20 protein-coding genes and 2 riboswitches are annotated in these 21612 nt (G+C 45.7%); of the genes, 5 read left to right on the forward strand and 15 right to left on the reverse strand.

Annotated features, from left to right (window positions below):
• Window positions 1-139 precede the first annotated feature (139 nt).
• From B9A32_RS01800 to B9A32_RS01830, 7 genes are all read right to left on the reverse strand, one after another.
• Window positions 140-1498, reverse strand: coding sequence for a tetratricopeptide repeat protein (locus tag B9A32_RS01800; RefSeq protein ID WP_084066648.1), 1359 nt, complete (start codon window positions 1496-1498; stop codon window positions 140-142).
• Window positions 1495-2250 (reverse strand): energy transducer TonB, encoded by a 756-nt coding sequence (locus B9A32_RS01805; protein ID WP_170923663.1) that lies wholly within the window; start codon window positions 2248-2250, stop codon window positions 1495-1497. The genes B9A32_RS01800 and B9A32_RS01805 overlap by 4 nt, the downstream gene beginning before the upstream one ends.
• 10 nt (window positions 2251-2260) lie before the next feature.
• Entirely contained in the window at window positions 2261-2680 is a 420-nt protein-coding gene (locus B9A32_RS01810) for an ExbD/TolR family protein (RefSeq protein WP_084066650.1), read from the reverse strand.
• Between the two features lie 11 nt (window positions 2681-2691).
• A complete protein-coding gene (locus B9A32_RS01815; RefSeq protein ID WP_232366994.1) occupies window positions 2692-3267 on the reverse strand; it encodes a MotA/TolQ/ExbB proton channel family protein in 576 nt (191 codons plus the stop codon).
• Window positions 3268-3293: 26 nt separating this feature from the next.
• Window positions 3294-4745: a MotA/TolQ/ExbB proton channel family protein gene (locus B9A32_RS01820; RefSeq protein WP_139795667.1), complete on the reverse strand. Its 1452-nt coding sequence runs from the start codon at window positions 4743-4745 to the stop codon at window positions 3294-3296.
• Window positions 4746-4771: 26 nt separating this feature from the next.
• Entirely contained in the window at window positions 4772-5545 is a 774-nt protein-coding gene (locus tag B9A32_RS01825) for a DUF3450 domain-containing protein (protein ID WP_084066652.1), read from the reverse strand.
• A 324-nt stretch (window positions 5546-5869) separates the two neighbouring features.
• On the reverse strand, window positions 5870-6730 hold the full coding sequence (locus B9A32_RS01830) for a hypothetical protein (protein WP_084066653.1): 861 nt from the start codon (window positions 6728-6730) through the stop codon (window positions 5870-5872).
• A 197-nt stretch (window positions 6731-6927) separates the two neighbouring features.
• Window positions 6928-7107, reverse strand: a riboswitch (cobalamin riboswitch).
• 192 nt (window positions 7108-7299) lie between these two features.
• Window positions 7300-7555, forward strand: a riboswitch (cobalamin riboswitch).
• Window positions 7556-7783: 228 nt separating this feature from the next.
• Here B9A32_RS01830 and B9A32_RS01835 point away from each other — a divergent pair.
• From B9A32_RS01835 to B9A32_RS01845, 3 genes are all read left to right on the forward strand, one after another.
• The gene (locus B9A32_RS01835) at window positions 7784-8845 is read left to right on the forward strand and encodes an LbtU family siderophore porin (RefSeq protein ID WP_084066654.1); all 1062 of its coding nucleotides are present in this window, start codon (window positions 7784-7786) and stop codon (window positions 8843-8845) included.
• Window positions 8846-9204: 359 nt separating this feature from the next.
• The gene (locus B9A32_RS01840) at window positions 9205-10488 is read left to right on the forward strand and encodes a nickel pincer cofactor-dependent isomerase, group 22 (RefSeq protein ID WP_084066655.1); all 1284 of its coding nucleotides are present in this window, start codon (window positions 9205-9207) and stop codon (window positions 10486-10488) included.
• Between the two features lie 26 nt (window positions 10489-10514).
• Window positions 10515-11366: a LuxR C-terminal-related transcriptional regulator gene (locus tag B9A32_RS01845; protein WP_084066656.1), complete on the forward strand. Its 852-nt coding sequence runs from the start codon at window positions 10515-10517 to the stop codon at window positions 11364-11366.
• A 324-nt stretch (window positions 11367-11690) separates the two neighbouring features.
• On the opposite strand, the gene B9A32_RS01850 is transcribed toward B9A32_RS01845, so the two are convergent.
• Window positions 11691-11870 carry a hypothetical protein gene (locus tag B9A32_RS01850; protein ID WP_084066657.1) on the reverse strand — a complete coding sequence of 60 codons (180 nt, stop codon included), beginning with the start codon at window positions 11868-11870 and terminating at the stop codon, window positions 11691-11693.
• On the opposite strand from B9A32_RS01850, the gene B9A32_RS01855 reads away from it, so the two are divergent.
• The gene (locus B9A32_RS01855; RefSeq protein WP_232366999.1) at window positions 11869-12663 is read left to right on the forward strand and encodes a DUF3786 domain-containing protein; all 795 of its coding nucleotides are present in this window, start codon (window positions 11869-11871) and stop codon (window positions 12661-12663) included. The genes B9A32_RS01850 and B9A32_RS01855 overlap by 2 nt on opposite strands.
• Window positions 12664-12888: 225 nt before the next feature.
• The gene (locus B9A32_RS01860) at window positions 12889-13521 is read left to right on the forward strand and encodes a DUF3786 domain-containing protein (protein WP_084066659.1); all 633 of its coding nucleotides are present in this window, start codon (window positions 12889-12891) and stop codon (window positions 13519-13521) included.
• A gap of 110 nt (window positions 13522-13631) precedes the next feature.
• Here the strand turns inward: B9A32_RS01860 and B9A32_RS01865 are convergent, their stop codons facing one another.
• From B9A32_RS01865 to B9A32_RS01890, 7 genes are all read right to left on the reverse strand, one after another.
• Window positions 13632-14528, reverse strand: coding sequence for a response regulator (locus B9A32_RS01865; RefSeq protein WP_084066660.1), 897 nt, complete (start codon window positions 14526-14528; stop codon window positions 13632-13634).
• Window positions 14529-14579: 51 nt separating this feature from the next.
• Complete coding sequence (locus B9A32_RS01870) at window positions 14580-15110, reverse strand: YIP1 family protein (RefSeq protein WP_084066661.1); 531 nt, start codon at window positions 15108-15110, stop codon at window positions 14580-14582.
• Between the two features lie 69 nt (window positions 15111-15179).
• The gene (locus B9A32_RS21260; protein ID WP_170923664.1) at window positions 15180-15329 is read right to left on the reverse strand and encodes a hypothetical protein; all 150 of its coding nucleotides are present in this window, start codon (window positions 15327-15329) and stop codon (window positions 15180-15182) included.
• Window positions 15330-15461: 132 nt separating this feature from the next.
• Window positions 15462-17309 (reverse strand): SLC13 family permease, encoded by a 1848-nt coding sequence (locus B9A32_RS01875; RefSeq protein ID WP_084066662.1) that lies wholly within the window; start codon window positions 17307-17309, stop codon window positions 15462-15464.
• A 23-nt stretch (window positions 17310-17332) separates the two neighbouring features.
• Window positions 17333-17785: a response regulator gene (locus tag B9A32_RS01880; RefSeq protein WP_084066663.1), complete on the reverse strand. Its 453-nt coding sequence runs from the start codon at window positions 17783-17785 to the stop codon at window positions 17333-17335.
• A 72-nt stretch (window positions 17786-17857) separates the two neighbouring features.
• The gene (locus B9A32_RS01885; RefSeq protein WP_084066664.1) at window positions 17858-19585 is read right to left on the reverse strand and encodes a sensor histidine kinase; all 1728 of its coding nucleotides are present in this window, start codon (window positions 19583-19585) and stop codon (window positions 17858-17860) included.
• Between the two features lie 461 nt (window positions 19586-20046).
• A complete protein-coding gene (locus B9A32_RS01890; RefSeq protein ID WP_232366995.1) occupies window positions 20047-21069 on the reverse strand; it encodes an integron integrase in 1023 nt (340 codons plus the stop codon).
• Window positions 21070-21612: the final 543 nt, after the last annotated feature.

Raw genomic sequence — 21612 nt, forward strand, 5'->3', positions numbered from 1 at the left:
TGATCCGGCTCCGCCCACAACAAAGTTTGAAATACCCCCCCGGTTTGTGGAGTATTTCATATAAACTGCCATGGGCAGGCCTTATTCTGACCTCGGTCTGCCCATGGCAGTTACAGGAAAAAAGACTGCTTTCTTAGGATCACTTAACCATCTTTGATAATTGCGCAATGGCCAGCAAGGCTGATTTTTTCTGTTTATCAAATTTAGCGGCCCTTTCAAAGGCCTTCTTTGCCCGATCCATCTGCTCCAGGTTCCAGGCACAATAGCCCAAAAGCAAAAAATATTCACCTGGTCTTTTGGAGCGCCCGGCCAGTTGTTCGTACACCGAGGCGGCCTTGTCATACTGCTCCAGCTCATAAAGAAAGGCGGCCTTTTGCTTTAAAAGATCAAAATCTGACTTCCAAGCCAGGCCCCTGTCAATCCAGGCCAGGGCTTTTTCAGGTTCATGGGATGCGGTGTAAGCCTGTATGATGCGCTTTATCTTTGTGAGATCCTCTTTGTCCTTGAGAATTTTCTCATAAAAAACCGATGCCCGGGCCGGAATACCCAGGGAAAGATAAAGATCGGCCATGAGAATTTTTTCTTCCCGGGTGGGAGGGGTCAAATAAGAATAAATCAGTAAATTACTCAGCCCGTTTTTCATGTCATTACGATTAAGATAAAGATGGGATACGGCCTTCCACCACTTGGGTTCCGTGGGGTCGGTGCGGGTGAGCATTTTTCCATATGCCAGGGCTTTTTTGCTCATTTTAAGGTTCAAATACTGGTACAACAAAATTTCCTGCCACTTTTTCTTTTTCTCACCGGTGAACTTTCCGGCCAGAATCTCCACATGGGGAAGGGCTGTTTTGTTTTTATCCATGGCAAAAAGGATGCTCACATAATTTTCCCGCCATGCCGGGGAAAACGATTTGGGATGTTTTTTTATGAGACGGTTAAAGGTCTTTAAGGCCCTTGAATGGTCATTGGCCTGGAAATAGCAGATGGCCCCATAATAAAGGTGACTGGCGTTTTTTTCCGGGCTTGCATCATACCCTTTTACAAAGGCCCGGGCCGCTTTGTTCATTTGATCCAGATCGTAGCGGCATTTGGCCAGATTAAGCCAGGCCGGTGAAAGATCCGGCTTTTTTTTCACGGCCTGATCATAGGCCCGGGCCGCTCGTTTCAGCCAGGTCCCGGTCTTTCCCGTACCCTTTTTTTCAGAACACATTAAACAGGTGTTGCCAAGCAGAAAATCAATATAATAGTGGGTATACCCTTTTTTCTCAGCCGTCCCGGGATCAACACCCTTTTGTTTGGCCTTAAAATTCTCAAGAACGATAACAGCTTCCTGTAATTTTCCCTTTTGAATCAGGGATTCCACTTTATTGATGCACATGGCGGCCCCCAGGGGAAGCTGTTCTCCGGCACCGGCCCCCAGAGGCAACCCTGCCATGATCACCAGTAAAATAATAAGACTCGCAAATAAGGACCATCTGTCTTTGGGGTGTATCATCATTTCTCCAACTCAAATCGAATGGTGGTTTCCGCCATGGTATTCACAGGTTCCCCCTCCACAGTGCCGGGTTTAAATTTCCACTGGGAAACACAATTGATGACACTTTTCTCAAATACACCTTTGGGGTCCGCTTCAACCACCTTCACCTGCTCCACCCTGCCCCGGCTGTTAACCAGAAATCTCACTGTTACCCAGCCTTCAATGCCCCGACGCATGGCCCGCATGGGATAAATGGGAGGAATTTTTGCAAGGGGAGTCAACGGACTGTCCAGCTCTCCCATTTCGTAAAGCCCCTTTAATGTGGGTGCTTCCATGGAAAAACTTTCCATGGGCGGCATGGTAAGGCTGGTGGCGGTGGCTGGCAGTTTGGGATTGAGTTTAAAGGGCAGTCGGGGTTTGAGTTGCAGTTTTTTCTGCTGCACCACCTTGGTGGGGGTGGTGGTTTTCACCCGTTTGGGTTCCTGTTTGGGCTTGGGTTTTTTAAGTTCTTTTTTACGGGGCGGCGTTTCCTGGCGCTTTATGCGAATCACCTGGATGGCGTTGATATCTTCAAGGGCATCCTGATCCTTGGGAATCATATGAATGAGTCCGGGCATGAGGCCAAATAAGGTGATATTTAAAAGGGCAGACACTGCAATGGCAAGCCCCCAGCCCACAAAGGAGGTCCATAACGATCTGTCCACTTTTTTCCCGGGTGGAACCCCTACAGACTCCGGTGTGGACGGGGTATCAATATAATGGGTTGAATTCATGGGTAACGGCCTATCCCCCCTGGGGCAGACTGGCTGCCAGGGCCACATTTTCCGCACCGGCCAGTTTGCAGTTGTCCATCACATTGATCACAAGCCCGGTGACACTGTCTTTATCTGCCACAATAACCACACTGGCCTCGGGATTTTCCGCCAGGGCACGTTCCACATTGGCCCTGACAGCCCTGGGATCTATTTCCCGTTTATCCATGTGCACGGTATTGTCCCGGGTAACGCCAATGAGAATGGTGGTGCCTGTTTTACTCACCGCAGTGCTGGCTGCCGGGCGGGAGATATCCACACCGGTTTCTTTGACAAAGGAGGTTGTCACCAGAAAGAAAATCAATAAAATGAACACCATGTCAATGAGAGGGGCAATGTTGAGTTCCAGATTCCCCTTTTTGCCCCGCCGGGCTGCTGATATATTTAACATGAGTTATTTCCTTATAAAAATCGCCTCAGATACATGCCTGTGGCTGAAATACGGTGTTTCAGGTTATGTGCCCGCCGGTTGAGAAAACCGCTCATGTAAAGCCCGGGGATGGACACCAGAAGACCTGTCTGGGTGGTGATTAAGGCAACGGAAATCCCCCCGGCCATGGCCTTGGCATTGCCGGTGCCAAACACAGTGATGACATCAAAGGTGGCCATCATCCCCACCACAGTGCCCAACAGGCCCAAAAGAGGGGCCACACCGGACAACACGGCAATGAGGGCCAGATATCGATCCATTTCCATGACAAGCCGGAGTACGGTTTCATCCAGTATGTAGCCGTCCAGCTGCCGATCACCGGTTCTGCTGGACAAAAACTCCCTCACCAGAAGGGAGTTGGCTCCCTGGTACTTTTTGGGGGGCATGCGGTTCTCTTTCACCAGTTCACCGGCCTCGGCCCGGGGAATATTCTTAACAAACAACTTTCGCATCACATAGACCCGGTTGATAATGAGCATCCACATGATAAAGGAGACCCCCAGAATGGGAACCATCACCACCCCGCCGGACCGTATGTAGCTTTCCATGTGAAATAAAAATTCATCCATGGGGTCTATTCCCTGCAACTATTACGATTTTTAAATACCATATTCACAAAGGAAACAGCCTTTTCTTCCATTTTACTGATCTGCATCTCCACCCTTCGGTTTAAAAGGGTGTGAAAAAGCATGATGGGAATGGCAACGCTCAGGCCTAACATGGTGGTGACCAGGGCCTCGGAAATACCGCCGGACATCATGCGGGGGTCCCCTGTGCCGTAATAGGTGATCACATGGAAGGTATTGATCATGCCGGTAACAGTGCCCAAGAGCCCCAGAAGCGGTGCAATGGCCGCCAGCATGCCCAGGGTGGATAAAAAGCGTTCAATGTGGGGAATCTCACCCAATATGGCCTCCTGCAGGGCATTTTCCATATCCACCCGCTCCCGGTCCTTGAACTCCAGGGCCGTGAGCAACACCTTGGGAATTAATTTTTTCCGTTTGGATTCCAGCAGTACACGGCACTCGTCCCATCGATCTTCATTGATGAGCTTCTGGATTTTAAGCATAAAGGCATCTGCATTCATTCGTTTTCTCAACATAAAAAAGAGACGTTCCAGCAGAATCAGAAAAGCCAGGCCCAAAATGCCCACAATGGGCCACACAATGGGCCCCCCCTTGGGAATCTGTTCCCACAGACTCAACTCATGGGTCAGCTGTCTTAAAGCCCCCCCCTTGGAGATATCCATGACAACATCTCCACTTTCTTTATTCATATATGCCTTTATATTGGCAATCATTCGAGCAGAAGGCAGTTTGGACAAAGCAAAAAAGCGCCGACTCTGGTCGGAATAAAGCAAAAAACCGGTCTCATCATCCAAGGTATACATACCTGTAAAATTTCCAATGAGCAAAAGATCTGCCATGCGTTCTTTGCCCTGCCGATCAACAATGCTCCCCCGGGTAAGCTTCACCTCCCCGGATGCTTGAATCTCTGTGAACAAAAGAGAGACCATGTGCCGGATATCTTCCATGGAGGGAAATTTTTCCTGGTTGATCAAAGGGGCAAGAAAAGTATGACGTTCCAAATCCAGGGCACTCTGGAGGCTCTGGATAAGCATGCTTTCAAGATCCTTGGCATTGCTGCGAATAAATCCGGACAACTCCCGGTTAACGGCCTGGGTTTCTGCCAATGATTCTCTGACCTCGTCTGCCCGGGATTTGGTCTGTTCAATATCTGCCAGAAGATCGGCGTTGGCCTTTTTCAAGCGTTGATTTTTTGCTTTAATGGCGTTGATGGCTGCCATCAGTGAGGCGCGATCCTGTTTAATCTTTTCTTCCTGGGCAATGGCCTCCCGGCGTGCCGCTTTTAACTCCTGGGCAGCCTTTTCCTGCATTACCTTTTTTTGCCGGGCAAGGGTCACATGGGTCTGCCTCATATCCTGGGCCCCGGCCGGAACAAAGGTGCAGCAGATCACAAGGGCAATTAACACCATGCCTTTATGGATAATGTACGGGTGTTTCATTATAAAAAGTCCTCGGGAAAATAGTGTTAGTTCGCCAGTTGCCCGATGGGCAGGGACATGACTTCAACGGTGCGTTGTTTTTTACCCATCTCCACGGCGGCAGCCACTGATTGAAGATGCTCTTTTGACAGTGCATCCCATCTGTTTTCCGCCACATTGAACACCCCGGCCGACTGCTGATCCAGAGTAAGGGCAAACAGAGAAATTCTACCCAGGCGAAAGATATCTGCCAGGACCTCACTGCCGGAAAGCTCTATTTTATCCTGGGTAACTTCAATGGTGTTGCCATATTCAGCTTCCACACAAAGCGCTTCCATCACCTTTCGGTACTTTTCTGCAATGGAGATATCAACATCATCCATGAGAAGGGCCAATTTTTGAAGACGGTTCCGGCGCTCTTCCCTTAGAAAAGGAGCATCATTGAGCACCATCTCCTCAAGGGCGGCATACACCTCTTTTAAAAAGGGCAGCATCTCTTTTTGAATTTTTAAATTGGCCTCTTTTCTGGCCATAAGCTCATCCAGGGCAAGGCGATGGGCCTTGGCCTGGGTGATTAATTCAACATTGGCCGCTGCCAAAAGTTCCTGCTGTTGTTTTAATTGTTCATATTCAGCCACCAGCCCTGCCTTTTGCTGTTCCCAGCGGTCCAGTTGCTTCTGGGTTTTCTGCCGGGTGGCAATGGAACTGTCCACTTTCTTTTTTACCTTTTCAGCGGTCTGGGAACAAAAAGCAACCCATGGACCTGTCAGTAAAAAAAAGAGGCTGAAAAAGAGCACAGGTTTTAATAAGAAAAGCTTCATTTGTCTATCCTGTTCGATGTTTCAGTTTTTATTGATTTTATTGATTTGATTTTCATTCCGGCGTAAATATTCGGCTTGATAATGTAAATGTCTGGGCAATGCCCCATATTTACATTCTGGCTGATGTTCACAGCCATACATGGTGTAAAAACTTAAAGACACATATACCCTTAAATTATGTTGCCCCCTTTATACCCATGACGCTTCATTCCTGCAAGGTATTTTGGGGGGAATAAAATTATGGGCATAGAATTTGACGGGAGATGAAAAAATGCTGATGAGGGGCATTGAAACGAGGTTTCAATGCCCCCATACGCAAAGTCATCAGCTACTTGAGGAGAAAACAACGGCACTTCCGATAAAGTTCTTGAAAAATTTAGACATTTTCCAAATGATCTTGTCAAAAGCTATGGTCCGAACAGCCGGTATTCCGTTCTTCGCCGTTTTATGTGATATCAGGGATAAAGTCGGACCCATGTCACTAAATCCAACTTGTCCTGTTGTCACCCAATGGAAATCAGGTAAGCGTCCGGGGAAAAAATCAATTCCTGGTTGAACAAACTTTTTCTGCCTGTTTGATTCCTTCCTGTGGATAATAGGAAAAAAAATTTTTTTAAGATGGGCTAACAGAAAAACAGGCGGCCCAGAAAGTGTTTCTTCCCCAGACGATGGAGGAGGGAGATACTCAGAACTACCAGGCGGGAAACTCACATGACCTGTTTGATGGTCATGATTTATTATTTTGGGAAATCTCCGGAAAAAATCAGTAACGGTTTTTAAGGGATTTCCAGAAAAGCTCCGGGACATATTAACCATAATCAAGTTTTTCCCCCACAGCGTCGCACCGCCGACGTTTACAGGTGCCGCCGTTTTCAGGGGAGAAACCACATTGTCACAACATTTAATAAACGCGCCCGCAACGCGATCCCGGAGCCTTTCAGGAAAAGCAGGTATAGAGATATATTCATGTTTTTTTGTATTGGCAGCAGGGGTGCAAAAAAGAAAAGTACCCTTTTGGCGATTGATGCGCCAGAAGGACGAAAAACCCCATGGCAATTTCATCCGGCATCCATGATCTTGGACCATGGCGCACACAGATAAAAACCAAAGGGCAATATTTTTTTCCCGGTATTCCATATAAAAAAACCCCACAAACGCAAAAAATCCACGAATTAATTTAATCATCCGTGGATTTCCCTTTTTTATCCATGGGATCTATGGGCAATGCTGCATTCCCATGCAATGTGCCCTGAGATAATTATTTTTAAAAAAATTTGTCACCATGCACATGTCAGCCTGGAGTCACAAATCAAACAAACTTGCATTTCACAGGTAAATGTGGAGGACATTGAGCTGTTACTTTTAAGTCCCGTAACAAATAAATCATCTCTGTTCATCAGGCAGGTCTTCTGACTTTCGGATCATTCTACTGACTGCGCCTTCCCGGATATTAAATCCAGTGGCATATATTGCAGTGTTCGTCCTCGATCACAGCGGTGGGCCCGTTTCCGATTTTCACGGAATTCCCTATTGAGCAATAGCACCTAATAACACTGGAAAGCAAAATACAAAGTAAAAATGGGAATGTCAAGCCAAAAATTACTTTTTTTATAGAAATTTTCTCCGAAATTTACGAAAAACTTCTTACAAAAAAATATATTGACTAAACAAAGAAAGAGTGCTTAAAGTTGCTGCCAAAATTGTCTGAGTGCTTTGTAAGCATAGAAAATTCAGGATGGCCCTGCCCTTGACAGCACGGCTTTTTTGTTCTGGATTTTTGAACAGGGAACCCCGTGAAACTCGGGGACGGGCCCGCCGCTGTAATCCTTTTTTCCATTATGTTCAATGGGAAAATCGCTTCGGCATGAAATGCCACTGTTTTGTGTTTTTATGCATATTTGAGCTGTCTCCTGTACCTGTGGCGACTGCAAAAAACAATAAAAACACAAAATGGGAAGGCTGCTGAAGGGGACGGAAAGTCAGAAGACCTGCCCAGACAAATAAAGCTGTTTCCCGTGGACAAAGAAACAGTTCAAATGATCCCTCCGGATAAAAAATGGGACATCCCGGATCGTTAGTATTACGGTTTGGGGTGTTGTCTTTATTTGTAAATTTTCACCTCCCCTTATGTTTGATACCCGGCGTTTTATCAACAAAATTTTTGCGCCGCATCATCATTGGCCGTAATTTTCATTTATTGTCCAAATTATTTTTTAAAAGGAGTTAAGGAGAATTAAGATGAAAAACAGAACAAAAGATGCATGCAGCAAAAAGGGATTCGCCGCCATGGTGACAGCGCTTTTTATGGCAATCTGTATGTGCAGTACAGGGTTTGCCATGGATCTGGGCGATATTAATCTGGGTAAAATTGATCTGTCCGGTTGCATTGAGATTGAAGTAGGGTTTGAGGACAATGGAGTGGATGATGAAGACAGCAGCGATATCTCCCTTGCCACGGCAGAGGTGGGCCTGGAAGCCACTCCCACTGACTGGCTAACGGGTTTTGTGCTTTTTTCCTGGGATGACGATGAAGAAGAGATGATTTTTGACGAAGCCCATATCACACTGGGCGGATCAGACAGCATCCCCTACTATCTCCAGGCCGGAAAACTGTATCTCCCCTTTGGTGTGTATGAAACAAACATGATTTCAGATCCCCTGACCCTGGATCTGGGAGAAACCGTGGACAATGCCATTCAAGTGGGGGTTGACATGGGCGGTGTCAGTGCTGCCGCATACATCTTCAACGGTGACTCCGATGAAGTTGATGAAGACGATGCCATCCGTTGCTTTGGTGCATCCCTTGCTTATGAATATTCCTCCGATACATTTTCCCTGGCTGTTGGTGCAGACTGGATGAATAACCTTTTTGAATCCGATGGACTCATTGACGTGGCAGAAGATCATTCCGGAATTGTGGATTATGTGGACGGTTACGCCCTTCACACCCTTGCATGCATGGGACCTGTCGCTTTCATGGCAGAGTATGTTGCAGCAAGTGATGATATTTCCTTTGCTGACAAGACTGAAATAGATGCCCCTGCCGCCTGGGCCCTTGAACTGGGGTACACCGTTGAACTGGCAGGAAAAGAGACCACCTTTGCCCTGGGATATCAGGGATCTGAAGATGCTGTGGACATTTTACCGGAATCCAAGCTTCTCTGCTCTGTGGGCATGGGATTCAATGACTACTTTTCCGCTGCAGTGGAATACGCCACTGCTGAAGATTATGACACCTCTGACGGTGGCAGCGGCGAAGACGTTGACACCGTGACCCTGCAACTGGCCCTGGAGTTTTAAAAATTTAACGAAATGATCCCACAAAAGGTTTGCCAGGCGCCCAGCTTCCTGCAAGCTTTGACCAATGGGATCAATCTTGTTCTATTGGAACCTGAGTTTTCTCAGGTTCCAAATGTTTTACTTTACACGAGCCGGCCACAGTGCTAAAGGGACCAAAGAAAGACTGGTAAATAGAAGTTGCAAGCTTATTTGGCCGGATATGCAAGGCACCGGACATCCCACCGCCCCTCCGACGGACAATGGGTGCCCGCCCGGAACCGTAGACGGCCACGGCCCAATTGTCCGGTTCCCATTGCCCCTCGGGGGGCTCTGCTGGGGGTACTTGAATACTACCCAATATCCGTTGCCCAGGAGAAGTAATGCGCTATCCTGCCTATCTTGAAAAAAAATTTATCTTTCCAGATTTTTATCGTGTAAAGACAAATCATCTGCCCCGGGGCCTTAAAGACCCTGTCTCTGTTTTAAATGAAAAGTTAAAACAGGCGCTTTTGCAATCGGACATCAAACCGGGCCACCGTGTGGCCATTGGCGTGGGCAGTCGAGGCATCGCCAACATATCCTCACTGGTAACGGCGCTTTGCCGGGGCATCCGGGAAATGGGTGCATCGCCTTTTATTATTCCTGCCATGGGCAGCCACGGAGGTGCCACCGCCACCGGCCAGACCCGGGTCCTTAAAAGATTGGGTATCACAGAAACCCTGTGCGGTGCCCCTGTTATATCTTCCATGGATGCGGATAAAATAGGAACGGTCATGGGCGATGTTCCAGTGTATTTTTCCCGGGATGCCCTTGCCATGGACCACACCGTATGCATCAACCGCATCAAACCCCATACTAAATTCAAAGGTCCGGTGGAAAGCGGGCTGTACAAAATGCTGTGCATTGGTATGGGAAAGCATAAAGGGGCGCTGGCCTACCACAATATGGCCTTGAAACATGGATTTTTCCCCTTGCTCAAGGCCATGGGCGATGAAATTATCCGTCAGAGCAATATCAGGTTTGGTGTGGCTGTGGTGGAGGATTGTTTTGACAATACCATGGCTGTTGAAACCGTTATGTCACCAAATTTTTTTGCAAGGGAAAGCAAGTTGCTGAATCTGGCCCGGAACAACTTTCCCCATCTTCCCTTTAAAGAACTTGATGTGCTTGTAATTGAACAGATCGGCAAGGAGATCAGCGGCTCAGGCATGGACCCCAATGTTACGGGCCGAACATTTGATTTAATGGAGGATGATTTTTCAGAAAGTCTCCGGGTGGGACGCATTGCCATTTTAAATCTTTCCCAAAAAACCGCCGGCAATGCCATTGGTCTTGGCAATGCCGACATCATCACAGAAAAGGTATTTCAATCTCTGGATTATGAGAGTACCATCATGAACGCCATGACCAGCATTTCATTGCGAAAGGCTTTTATTCCTGTTCGCCTTCCCAGCGATGAGAAGGCCATCCAGGCAGCCTTCAGCACCCTGGGGCCCATTGATCCTGTGGATGTGCGGGCTGTCATCATAAAGGATACCCTGCACGTGCAGGAGTTCCGGGCAAGCCAGGCCCTTTTACAAGATCTTGGGGCCATGGACAATGTCGACATATTGGAAAAAACCCCTTTGCTGTTTGATGAAAATGAAAATATCCAAAACCACTGATAGTAGTTAAAGCCGTTGGAGAGTCTATGAATAAAATAAAAATCAATTCTTCCGACATCTTCATAGATGGGAATATGGCCAAACCGGGATCGGGAAACAAAGATTCAATCATGGCTGTTTTCTACTTTGAAAACGATCTTGCTTTTTTATTTCCTTATATCAATGCCGTTGCAACGGGTGCTGAACTTTATGAAAATCCGGCGTTCATTCGATTCATATTAAATAAAGTGCATTGTGTTGTTTATCCTGGGCGCTGTCTTGTAACCCCTTTGAAAAATCGAGAACATGTAGAAAAAATCAAAAAGGACATTCTTTTTTTTTTAAATGATATCTTTGAGAAAAAGAACAAGATTACCCCCAAATTTAAACTATTCCAGCCCATACCCATAACCACTATTTTAAAACTTCTACCAAAGACCAATTGCGGAGACTGTGGATTTAACACCTGCGTGGCCTTTGCCGCCATGGTTTCCAGGCAGAGAACAGCGCCCTCCAGATGCCCGCATATCGGTTTACCGTTAAAAGAGCAGGTAACCTATCCGGTCTATGATGATACCGGCACCCGGGTTTCCTCCATCACCATAGATGTTGACACATCAAATGCCCATGATGATTCCCCCCTCCCCTATAAAAAGACAACTATTCTTCAAACTAAAACACTTAATGCCGCAAATTCATCCTTGCCGTCTGCCCTCACAAAAAGAGAACTTCAAGTATTATCCATGATAGGAGCCGGTCTTACAAATAAGGAAATCTCAAACCGGCTGCATATAAGCGCTCACACGGTTAAAAGCCATGTTGTCAATATCTTTAACAAACTGGGGGTGAACCATAGAACCCAGGCAGTGGTATGGGCGGCTCGCAATGAATTAATTTAACTTCAGATAATTTTTACTCAACTTTCGGTGTTCGCATTTCGTGGTGGGGTCAGTTTCGTGGTGGGGTCAGGCTTTCGTTATTGACATTATCGAGGCTTTTTTCGCTGGCAAAGGCCTTGGTCGATAACATCAATAACAAAAGCCTGACCCCGTCGGCACACTGAGCCCATCGGTACATTTAAAAATGCCGGCTTTGAAATGAAGCCCGAAAGTTGAAATTTTTATATGAAATACTCCGCAAACCGGGGATGTATTTCAAGCTTTGTTGGGGGTAGAGCCGGATCAAAATACAGCCTGCCCATGACAGTTAATTTCTGACATCTCTTATTCCCGTTTGACACCTTCCAGCGCAATAATGAATTTTTCATTTTTTTTATCTCCCCCCCCTTTTGGGTGATGTTTTTTAACCCAATCTCTTTTATTTTGTAATCCTGAGCAGCTGTTGGGCAAAACAATTTTTAATTTTGACCAAGGAGTGAATATGCGTTCTTTTGCAAATGCCATGGATGTCTTCAGGCTTCTTGAAAAAACCAATTGCAGGAAATGTAATGAAAAAACATGTCTTGCCTTTGCCTCCAAAGTTTTCCTGGGACAAAAAACTTTGGATTTATGCCCTTTCATAAATCAGGAAATCCTGGGGCAATACCAAGAACAACAAAGCAAAACAAATGGAATTGAGACAGAGTTCACGCTGTTTGACCTTAAAAATGAAATCAAAAAATGTAATTTGGAATTATCAGCAAAAAGAGTGGGAGGTATTTTCTCAAACGACAGGCTCACCATCAAAATATTTGGTAAACCTTTTTCCATTGCATCCAATGGTAAAATGTTTTCGGATATCCATATCAATTCTTTTATCGCGGCGCCTATTTTGGAATATGTACTTCATTGTAAAGGAGTTCCTTTGACAAACAAGTGGATATCGTTCCGGGAACTTCAAGGTGGTCAGGAAATGAATGGTTTGTTTGTAAAAACATCGGAAGAACCATTGAAAAAAATAGCAGATAGATATCCCAGTCTATTTGAAGATTTAATGGTCATCTTTAATGGCAAAAAGATCGAAAACGGTTATGAATCTGATATTTCACTGGTACTATACCCCTTACCCAGACTTCCCATACGCATATCTTACTGGAAGCCTGAAGACGGAATGTCCTCGGATTTGCGCATATTTTTTGATTCATCTGCTGATATGAACGCCAAGTTGAATGTTGTTTACAGATTAAGCGCCGGTATCGTAAGAATGTTTGAAAAAATTTCCAAGAAACACGGTATCCCGGAATCAGTGGTGGCTTAGAAATTAACTTACATTGGATTTAAAACTCAACTTTCGGTGTTCGCATTTCGTGGTGGGGTCAGGCTTTCGTTATTGACATTATCGAGGCTTTTTTCGTTGGCAAAGGCCTTGGTCGATAACATCAATAACAAAAGCCTGACCCCGTCGGCACACTGAGCCCATCGGTACATTTAAAAATAAAGCCCGAAAGTTGAGTTTAAAAGATAAGTCCAAGGAGAGGAACTCATGCTTCAACGCTCTGCAATATTTGATCAAAATTATGACAGCTATGTGGAACAACTCGCCAAAATAAATTTTAAATCCATTAAGACAATACTTGGGATAGCATGTCATGGTGACCAGGCCCAAATTCATTTTTTAAATCACAAATATCTGATTTCAAAAAATGGAATTAAAAATTCTTCCGGTAACAGACCTGACTATCGAATCTGTGTTATACTTGCAAAATATATTTTATTATGCCCCAGCCAAATACACCTTGACACAAAATGGGTATCTTTTAAGGATTTCAAACGAACCTCTCACTTTACAAACACAAATTTTTTTGCCAGCGACACACAGTCTGTAATGGTCAAACATTTTTCAGGCAGACTTAAAGCACTTTTTAATATAAGTAAAAAACTGGGTGGTGTTCCCCATAAAATGGAGACACCATATGATCTGTCAGTGCAATTTAACGTCCTCCCCCGGATGTCTCTGCTTCTGCTTTTCAATGACAGTGATGAGGATTTTCCGGCCCATTGCAATGTGCTTTTCCCCAAACATGCGGAATTCTACCTTGACCCGGAGTCACTGGCCGTGACAAGTGCAGTACTTGCAAACAGTTTGATCGAAACCGACCAGACGTGGAGCGACTAAATCATCCACTTCTGTTTACCGGATTTTGCAGGGATCCGGGATCGTAATTTGAATATTTTGTAAGCCTGTGCGGTTAAGCATGAACTTTGCATCCGCACAGGCTGAACCTATCAGATAATAAGCCGTTCCATTTCAAAAAACAACTCCTGCTCCCGGATAATACCGCCGGTTTTACCGGATATCGTTACAATGAGACGTCTCTGATTTGCTTCCAGCATGAGATAGGCCGCTTCCATTAAATTTGCCTGACCGTCAATGGAGGCAGGGGAAGGTGACATCACCTGAGAGAGACTGGTATTCCCCATCTGTTGGATACCCATGGTGAACATGCCTTTCCAAAACATGGGAGAATATTCAATGCTGTCTGCCAGGGAGGGTTTGGGGGCGGAAAGATACCCCGGCATCACCATTTCCATGAGATCCCGGATGGTGAGAATGCCCTTGACCTGTTCATTACTGTCCACCACAAGAATGGAGCGATGCCCTGTCTCCATAAGACGACTGGTGGCCATCTGGGTAATAAACGATCTTTTAAGGCGAATAACGGCCTCTTTAACGCTTTTGTCCTCCCGGATGGTGGAATACTCTGCAATGGGAATCATGATATCTGCCACACTGCGCTCCCGGGGAAGTTTGTTCTTATCTTTAAGGTGATGGGCTTCCTTTATTTTTTCAGCCAAAAGATTGATGTCACAGGGTTTGCTCAAATAGTCAAAGGCCCCCCCGGCCAGGGCTTCCTTTGCCGAGGGCATGGCACCGTGGCCAGTGAGCATGATCACCGGCAGATGGGGGTTTATCTCCTTGATTTTTGCCAGGGTTTCATGACCGTCCATGCCGGGCATTTTAATATCCAGAATCACCACATCCGGGGCCTGGTCCATTTTTGCCAGGGCATCTTCTCCACTGTCTGCCAGAATGGTTTCAAATCCCTTGCCATTGAGAATTTTTTTGGTGGTGTCACGAAATCGTTTTTCGTCATCCACCATTAATACTTTTATCTGACTCATCGTTACCGTCTCCTTGATGTTCACTTGATGATTAAATTGTCCACCGCTTCCCTACCCCGTGGCTCCAAAGGCCACAATGGCTGAATATAAAAGGCAAACTTGTATAAAAACCGACACTGAAACCACCCAGAAGGCCCTTTTGCCAGTGAGGCCAAAGCTGTGTTTAAACCCTGTGTACAGCAGCCACCATCGCCATGGCTCTGTGAACCACAACATAAAAGGAAGCCAGGAAAGAAAAAACGTAATGCCCGAAGAAAATGCATAGATACTGAGCACCCCGGAAAAAACTTCTTTTTTCCCTGCCAGCATCATCAGGGTCACATGGCCGATGACGGCAGAAATCAAAACGATTCCCAGGGCATTCATGAAAAACACCATGCCCATAATCCCCACCGACTGCCCATGGGTCCCGGTGAGGAGGCTTGCCGCTGCATAAAACAAACTGCTGAGCACCATGAAGCCCCAGGTGGTTCTTTTTGTGGATTTCTTTGGCAATTCCATGAAAAATTGTCCAGGCTCGATCAACAGCTGAACAATGGCATAAGCATAGAACTGATAATTTTTGATGCTGAAGTTAAACATTGTCCTGCACCTTTTCCCATTATTCCAGCCTGAACAGATGAAGTGCCGTCTCCGTCAGGGCATGGCTGTTTAAGTTATTTTTACAATAATGCCGGCCAGAAGCATCATGACGGTCATGTAAAAGAAGAATTTACGTTCTGCCTCTCTGGAAAATCTTATTTCTCCATTTGCAAACAGTTTTTTCCATGAACCGCCGAGGTTGCTTTGTTGTTTTTTCATGATTTAATTCCATTCTCATGAGTCCGAAGTTCTCATTTCCCATACCACATGGGAAATGTTCAATTTCAAAATAACAGATTATGTGGCGTCAAACTGGAAAACTTATGACCGACGCGTCCCGTTCAAAAAGGGTTAAAAACCGGGCATACCGCCAAATCCCCTGAAGGTCCAGTAAACACCGGTGAGCAGCAGCAACACCACATTGGCAAAAAAGAACAGCGGGATGCCGGCCCTGAGATAATCCTTGGGCTCAAGATAACCGCTGGCATAAACAATGGCATTGGGCGGTGTGCCGATGATCAGACAATAGGCAAAGGAAGAAGAGATGGCCGTTGCCATGGCCATGAAGGGCAGATAAGTGGTGCCGGGATGCACCATACCGGCCATGTTAAGGGTTATGGGACCCACAGATGCCGCAGCAGGACCGTCGGCCATGAGGTTGGTTAAAATGGAGGTTAAGCCGTTACTGACGGCAAGAAGAGGAAGCCCGCCTTCCATGCCAAATTGAGACAGAAAATCAATGACAGATCGTGCCAGCCAATAGGCAGCCCCGGTTTGATCCAGCACCCGGCCAAAAATAATGGCACCGGCATAGAGCCACACAACCCCCCAGTCCACTTTTTCCTGGTAATCCCGCCAATTCACCACACCGGTGAGGATATATCCCACAGCACCGGCAACGGCAATGACGCCAATCCCCAGACGAACGGGGTAGATACCCAGATTGTAAAAGGATTTTTCTGTGAACCACCCAAACACCATGATGATAAAAATTATCAAGGCCCAGATCTGCTGCTTGTTCCATCCCCCCATCTTACCGATTTCCGTCCTTAAATGTTCCATGGCCGGGGCCAGGGACACCACCCGGGGTTTAAACCTGAAATTAATAACAATCCAGGACACCGGAATCATGAGAATGAGAAAGGGAAAACAATAGGTGACCCACTGGAAATAACCGATATCCACGCCAAACATATCCGTTAGATAGGTCATCATGATCACGTTTCTGGCACCCCCTGAAGGAGCACCGGGGCCGCCGATGTTACAGGCCATGGCAATGCTGATCATGAGCATTTTGGCAAGCTCTGTATCCTCCGGCACCTCCCGGGTGAGGCTGTTCTGGTATAAAAGCATGCCAATGGGAAGAAACATGGCTGCCAGGGCATGGTCGGAAATAAATGCGGCCAGGGGGCTGATGATGAGAAAAAATATCAGGGTGATCCACTTAATATTGGGCACGGCCAGTTTTTTAAACATCATCAAACACACCCGTTTATCCACCCCGGTTTTGACAAAAGCCGCTGCAAACATCAAGCTTCCCATGATAAACCAGCAGGCATCACTCCAATAGAGCATGGCCACTTCTTTTCTGGAAAGCACGCCTGTGAACACAAGAATCAGCCCAATGCAAAAGGCCACGGCAGGCAGGGGAATGCATTCGGTTAAGAAGCAAAACACCACAAAGAGCCCCATGGCAATGGCCACCTTGATCTCCCATGCGCCTTTATCTGCGGCTTTTTTGTCACTTCCGGTCTGATCTTCGTATTTGAGCCCATCCTTTCGCAGCACCAGGGCACTTTTCATGATGGTGTGAAAATCCTTATCTGTGACATGATCCTTGATATAGGCCCGGGCCTTGTCAAAGTTGGTTTCATTTACCTCTATTTTATATTTATTACACCATTTGGCATTTCGCTTGAGAAAGCGATCTTTTTGCAATGCACCAATGCGCATGTTCTGTTCCATGATTTTGGCCGTGAGCAGCTGCCATTGTTCCACCTCTGTGCTTTTTTGCTGGAACAACACCATGGTAAGATGGTTAACCACTGCCTTGGGACCCACATTGTACTCCATGCCCACATCTTTCATGCCATGGGGAGTTGGCATCACCAGAACCACGAAAAAGAGAATAACCGGGATGATAAACAGCTTCCAGTTGATGTACTTGTCATATCCGGTGACCGGCTTTGATTTTTTCATTTATCAACCTCCAAAAATAAATTTTATGCTTCATCGTCCTTGAGAATTTCCCGGGGGGATCGCATGAATTTCTTGGTCTGGGCCGCCCGGATTTTCTCTTCCAGACGCTGTCTTTTCTCATAGGCTTCTTCTGCTTTTTCAATGATCTCATCAATGTCAGCCGGTTTCATGAGATAATCCGTGGCCCCGGATTTCAACCCGTCAATGGCAGAATCCACTGTGGCATGCCCTGTGAGCATCACCACCTCCACCAGGGGATGGTGCTGTTTGATGGCCTTTAAGGTTTGGTTACCGTCCATGCCGGGCATTTTAACATCCAGTATCACCACATGAATAATTCGTTTTTGAAGTGTTTCCAAAGCTTCCTGACCACTGCTTGCCACGGCCACGGCATACCCTTTTTTTTCCATGAGCCGTTTGGTTGTTTTCAGGTATCTTTCTTCGTCATCCACCAATAAAAGTTTCATTTTTTCCAAAACTATTCCCTCCTGTTTTTCATATGAAAATCCCGATAAATCTGAAAAATTTTCATACGTTATTAAGGCAAATCACACCATGGCCGGCAGGGTGATCACAAAGGTGGTTCCCTTGCCTTGTTCGCTTTTCACCGTCATGGTGCCGCCAAGATTTTTTATAATGCCGTAACACACGGATAGTCCAAGGCCAGTGCCTTTACCCACGGGTTTTGTGGTGAAAAAAGGCGAAAAAATTTTTCCAATATTGTCCGATCCAATGCCCACACCATTATCGGAAATATTGATCTGGGCATCTCCCTGGTCTGTTTTTTCTGAGGTAACACTCAATAGACCTCCAGAGGTCCCATGGGCCTGGGCAATGGCATCCATGGCATTGTTCACAAGATTTAAAATCACCTGCTGGAACTGGGAGGCATCCCCCTGGAACCGGGGGGTGTCATGGGCAATATCCATGCGCATGTCAATGCCCTCCACATGGGCCTTTTTTTCCACCATGTGTATGATTTCAGGAATAATGTCACAGGGATTTAACACCTCCGGTTTTGAGTCATTTTTACGACCAAACTTTAAAATGGCATGGGTGATTTCAGAGCATCGGTTTACCTGGAGTTTTATCTGATCCATGGAGTCTTGTATCTCATCAAGGTCTTCCCCGGAGGTGGGGGGCAACAGCGCTGCAATTTCCTTCATAAGGGTTTCAACCAAAAGGTGTTCTCCTTTGATAATTTGCAGGGGATTGTTGATTTCATGGGCAAATCCGGCAGCCATCTCTCCGATTTCCGCCAGTTGGACCGCCCGAATCAGCTGATTGCCAAGGCTTTCTTTTTCCATGCCAAGGGTGTCCATGCGTTTGAGGATATGTTCTGTCATGTAGATGGCAGTGACAATGATCACAGCACCGCCCACCACCATGATCAACAACGTAATGTACATGGCAGAGTAGAGCGCTTTATAGGCATCTTTTTTTTCCTGGCGCACCACTAAAAGCCATTCCTTATTTTTAAGCCGGGTGGTGGCATAGAGGTATTGATCTTTGGCTGGATCGGTTTTAATGAATGTCTCAATGCCGTTTTTTGACGGAGAAAGCTCAAGTGAGTGGGGGAAATCAATATATTCCGGATCTTTTTCCATGATACCGATCCCTCCGGAACGCCTTTCGGTCTGGGAAATACCGGAACTGTTCAAAATATAGGATTCTCCGGTCTTTCCAATGCGAACCTTGGATACCAGCCGGTCAAAAACCAGGGTGTCAATGGTGGCCCTGAGCACCCAGGCGTCATTGTCTGCTCCCTGTTTTACGGCAATGATAAAATGGGGAACATTGCGATATCCTGAAAAAATGTCGCTGATATAATAGCCTGTCTGCATCACTTTTTTAAACCACACCTCATTTCTATACTCCTTTCCCTTTAATAACTGGAATTTCCCGGCATAACGTTTGTGAATCCCCCGGCTGTTAAAAAGCCCCAGATCCACAAAGGCCCCGGATCGTTTTTTGAGATTTTCAAAAATCCCATCAATGGCTGCCCCTTCCATGATGTCATCAAAGGAATAGGTGTTGGTAATCAGCTCAAGATCGGATTGACGCTCCATTAAAAAGGAATCGATCATGTGGCAGTGATCTTCCACAATGCGTTTGAGACTGGCAGTACTGCTTTGCTCCAGGGTGGTGGCGAAATAGTAAAAACTGACCCCGATGGCCAGAAGAAAGGGAATAAACGGAATCACAATCATATTGGTTAAAATGGATCGTTTGAGCGGATGATTTATTTGCTTTTGATTTTCACTGATTTTATCCATTGTTACCGCCCCCTGTGTTTTTAAAAAAGTGTGCTTTAATTGCTATAGTTGAATATTAGCAACTATGATGCCGCTGGATAAAAACAGGGAATAAAAAAATCAGATCTTTTAAAATTTAAAAAACAATAAAGGATTTACCCGGACATGGATCAAGGAGAAGAGGCGATATCATGGGAGAGGATAATCATCAATGTGTGCTGTTTTTATTTTTAAATACAATATCTTTTATGAATTTTCTAAGAAAGGGGAGAGGGGGTGGCCTGGCATACTCAGATATTTTGACTGGGGATAATCTATCTTCATCAAGGTCCACAAATCAAATTCTCTGATCTTTTTGCTGTCATGGTAAAAACACAAATGGATGTCAGATTTTTTTTCAACGTGTAAAAGAAAACAGGTAACAGACCCCGATGATTGAACTTTGGGCAAAAAAGGTGCAACTTTTTTTTTTACTTATCTTGTTATTTCATCTCTGACGGATCAATATCCAGCGGGCTTTTGGTTTTCTTGATGGTCCTTGATTTAACCGTATGGGTGTAAATCATGGTGGTTCGGATATCACTGTGACCTAACAGTTCCTGGATCGTTCGGATATCGTAGTTTGCCTGAAGCAGGTGACTGGCAAAACTGTGCCGAAAGGTGTGAGCTGTGGCCCGTTTGGTCAGCTGTGCCCTTTGTACAACTGATTTGATGGCTTTTTGGACATGGCGATCATGCAAGTGGGCGCGCCGGTATTCTCCGGCATCGGGAACCCAGGTGAGATCCTTTGCAGGAAAAAACCATTGCCAATGAAATTCCCGACCGGCATTTTTGTATTTTTTTTCAATGGAATCAAACATAAAGGCACCGGCAATCCCCTGATCAAGGTCTTGTCGATGAAGAAGCCTTACTGCATCAAACTGCCGGTGTATCTCCGGCAGAATGACCTCTGGCAACGGCAGGGTCCGGTCTTTTTTTCCCTTACCGTCATGGATGGTCAAAACGCCTGCATCCAGATTAAAATTATTGATGCGAATATTCATACATTCCCCCAACCGCAACCCGCAGCCATACAAGAATTTTACAACCAAATCATAGGGGTATCTCAGCTTCCCGATGATCAGATCCACCTCTTGCCGGGACAATACCACAGGAATATATGGCTTTCGTTTGGCACGAACAACGCCGTCGACCTTGCCGAATTCCCGGCCAAGGCAGTGCCGGAAAAAAAATAACAACGCGTTGAACGCCTGGTTTTGTGATGAAGCGGATACTTTTGATTCAACAGCAAGAGAGGTCAAAAAAGCCTTAACATCCTCAACGGTCAGCAGATCCGGGGCCTTGTTTTTCATAAAATGCTGGAATTTTCTTGTCCAGATGCTGTACGCCTTGTGGGTTTTTGGCGAATAGTGCCTGATCTTTATTTCAGCACCCAGTTTTTTATACACTTCATGCCATTGATCCTCATTGGGAAGCTTGGCATGAAAGGATGCTTTTTTTTCCAAAACCATTGACATCCCAGGAGGAGCGTTTAACCAATGGGGATGGATATCCAACAATTCATAATATAAAAGAATGGCGTTATAGGCCTGTTTCTGCTGTTGTATGGTTTGATTTTTAGCCCTGATTTTGTTGATAAACAGCGGTAAACTGTCAGAAACTTTCGCAGGGTGATTGTATTTGTGACAAAAATCCAAATAGTACCGTAACCATTTTCGGTAATATGGCTGGCGCTCCTGAGAAATATTTTTATTGCACAGCAGTGCGTCAAATTGTTTTAAAAGTACTTGCGGTATTATTTTCATCATGGTATCCAATTTCAGATAGCATTATTAATATGAATGATATCCGGTTAGAAACGATAGAATATATGCGAAGAATTGTCAAATATTTTTTCAGGAATGATATCCGACAATGGATACCACAACTATACGGAAACCGTTCAATTGCTTGTTCATGACCGGACACACGGGGGCGGGCTGGACAATTGTCCGATTTTATGCTACCGCTGAAGCGTTGCTTCGCAGCCGCATAACTGCGTTATGACG

It is taken from the genome of Desulfocicer vacuolatum DSM 3385 (genome assembly GCF_900176365.1).
GTDB lineage: Bacteria > Desulfobacterota > Desulfobacteria > Desulfobacterales > Desulfobacteraceae > Desulfocicer > Desulfocicer vacuolatum.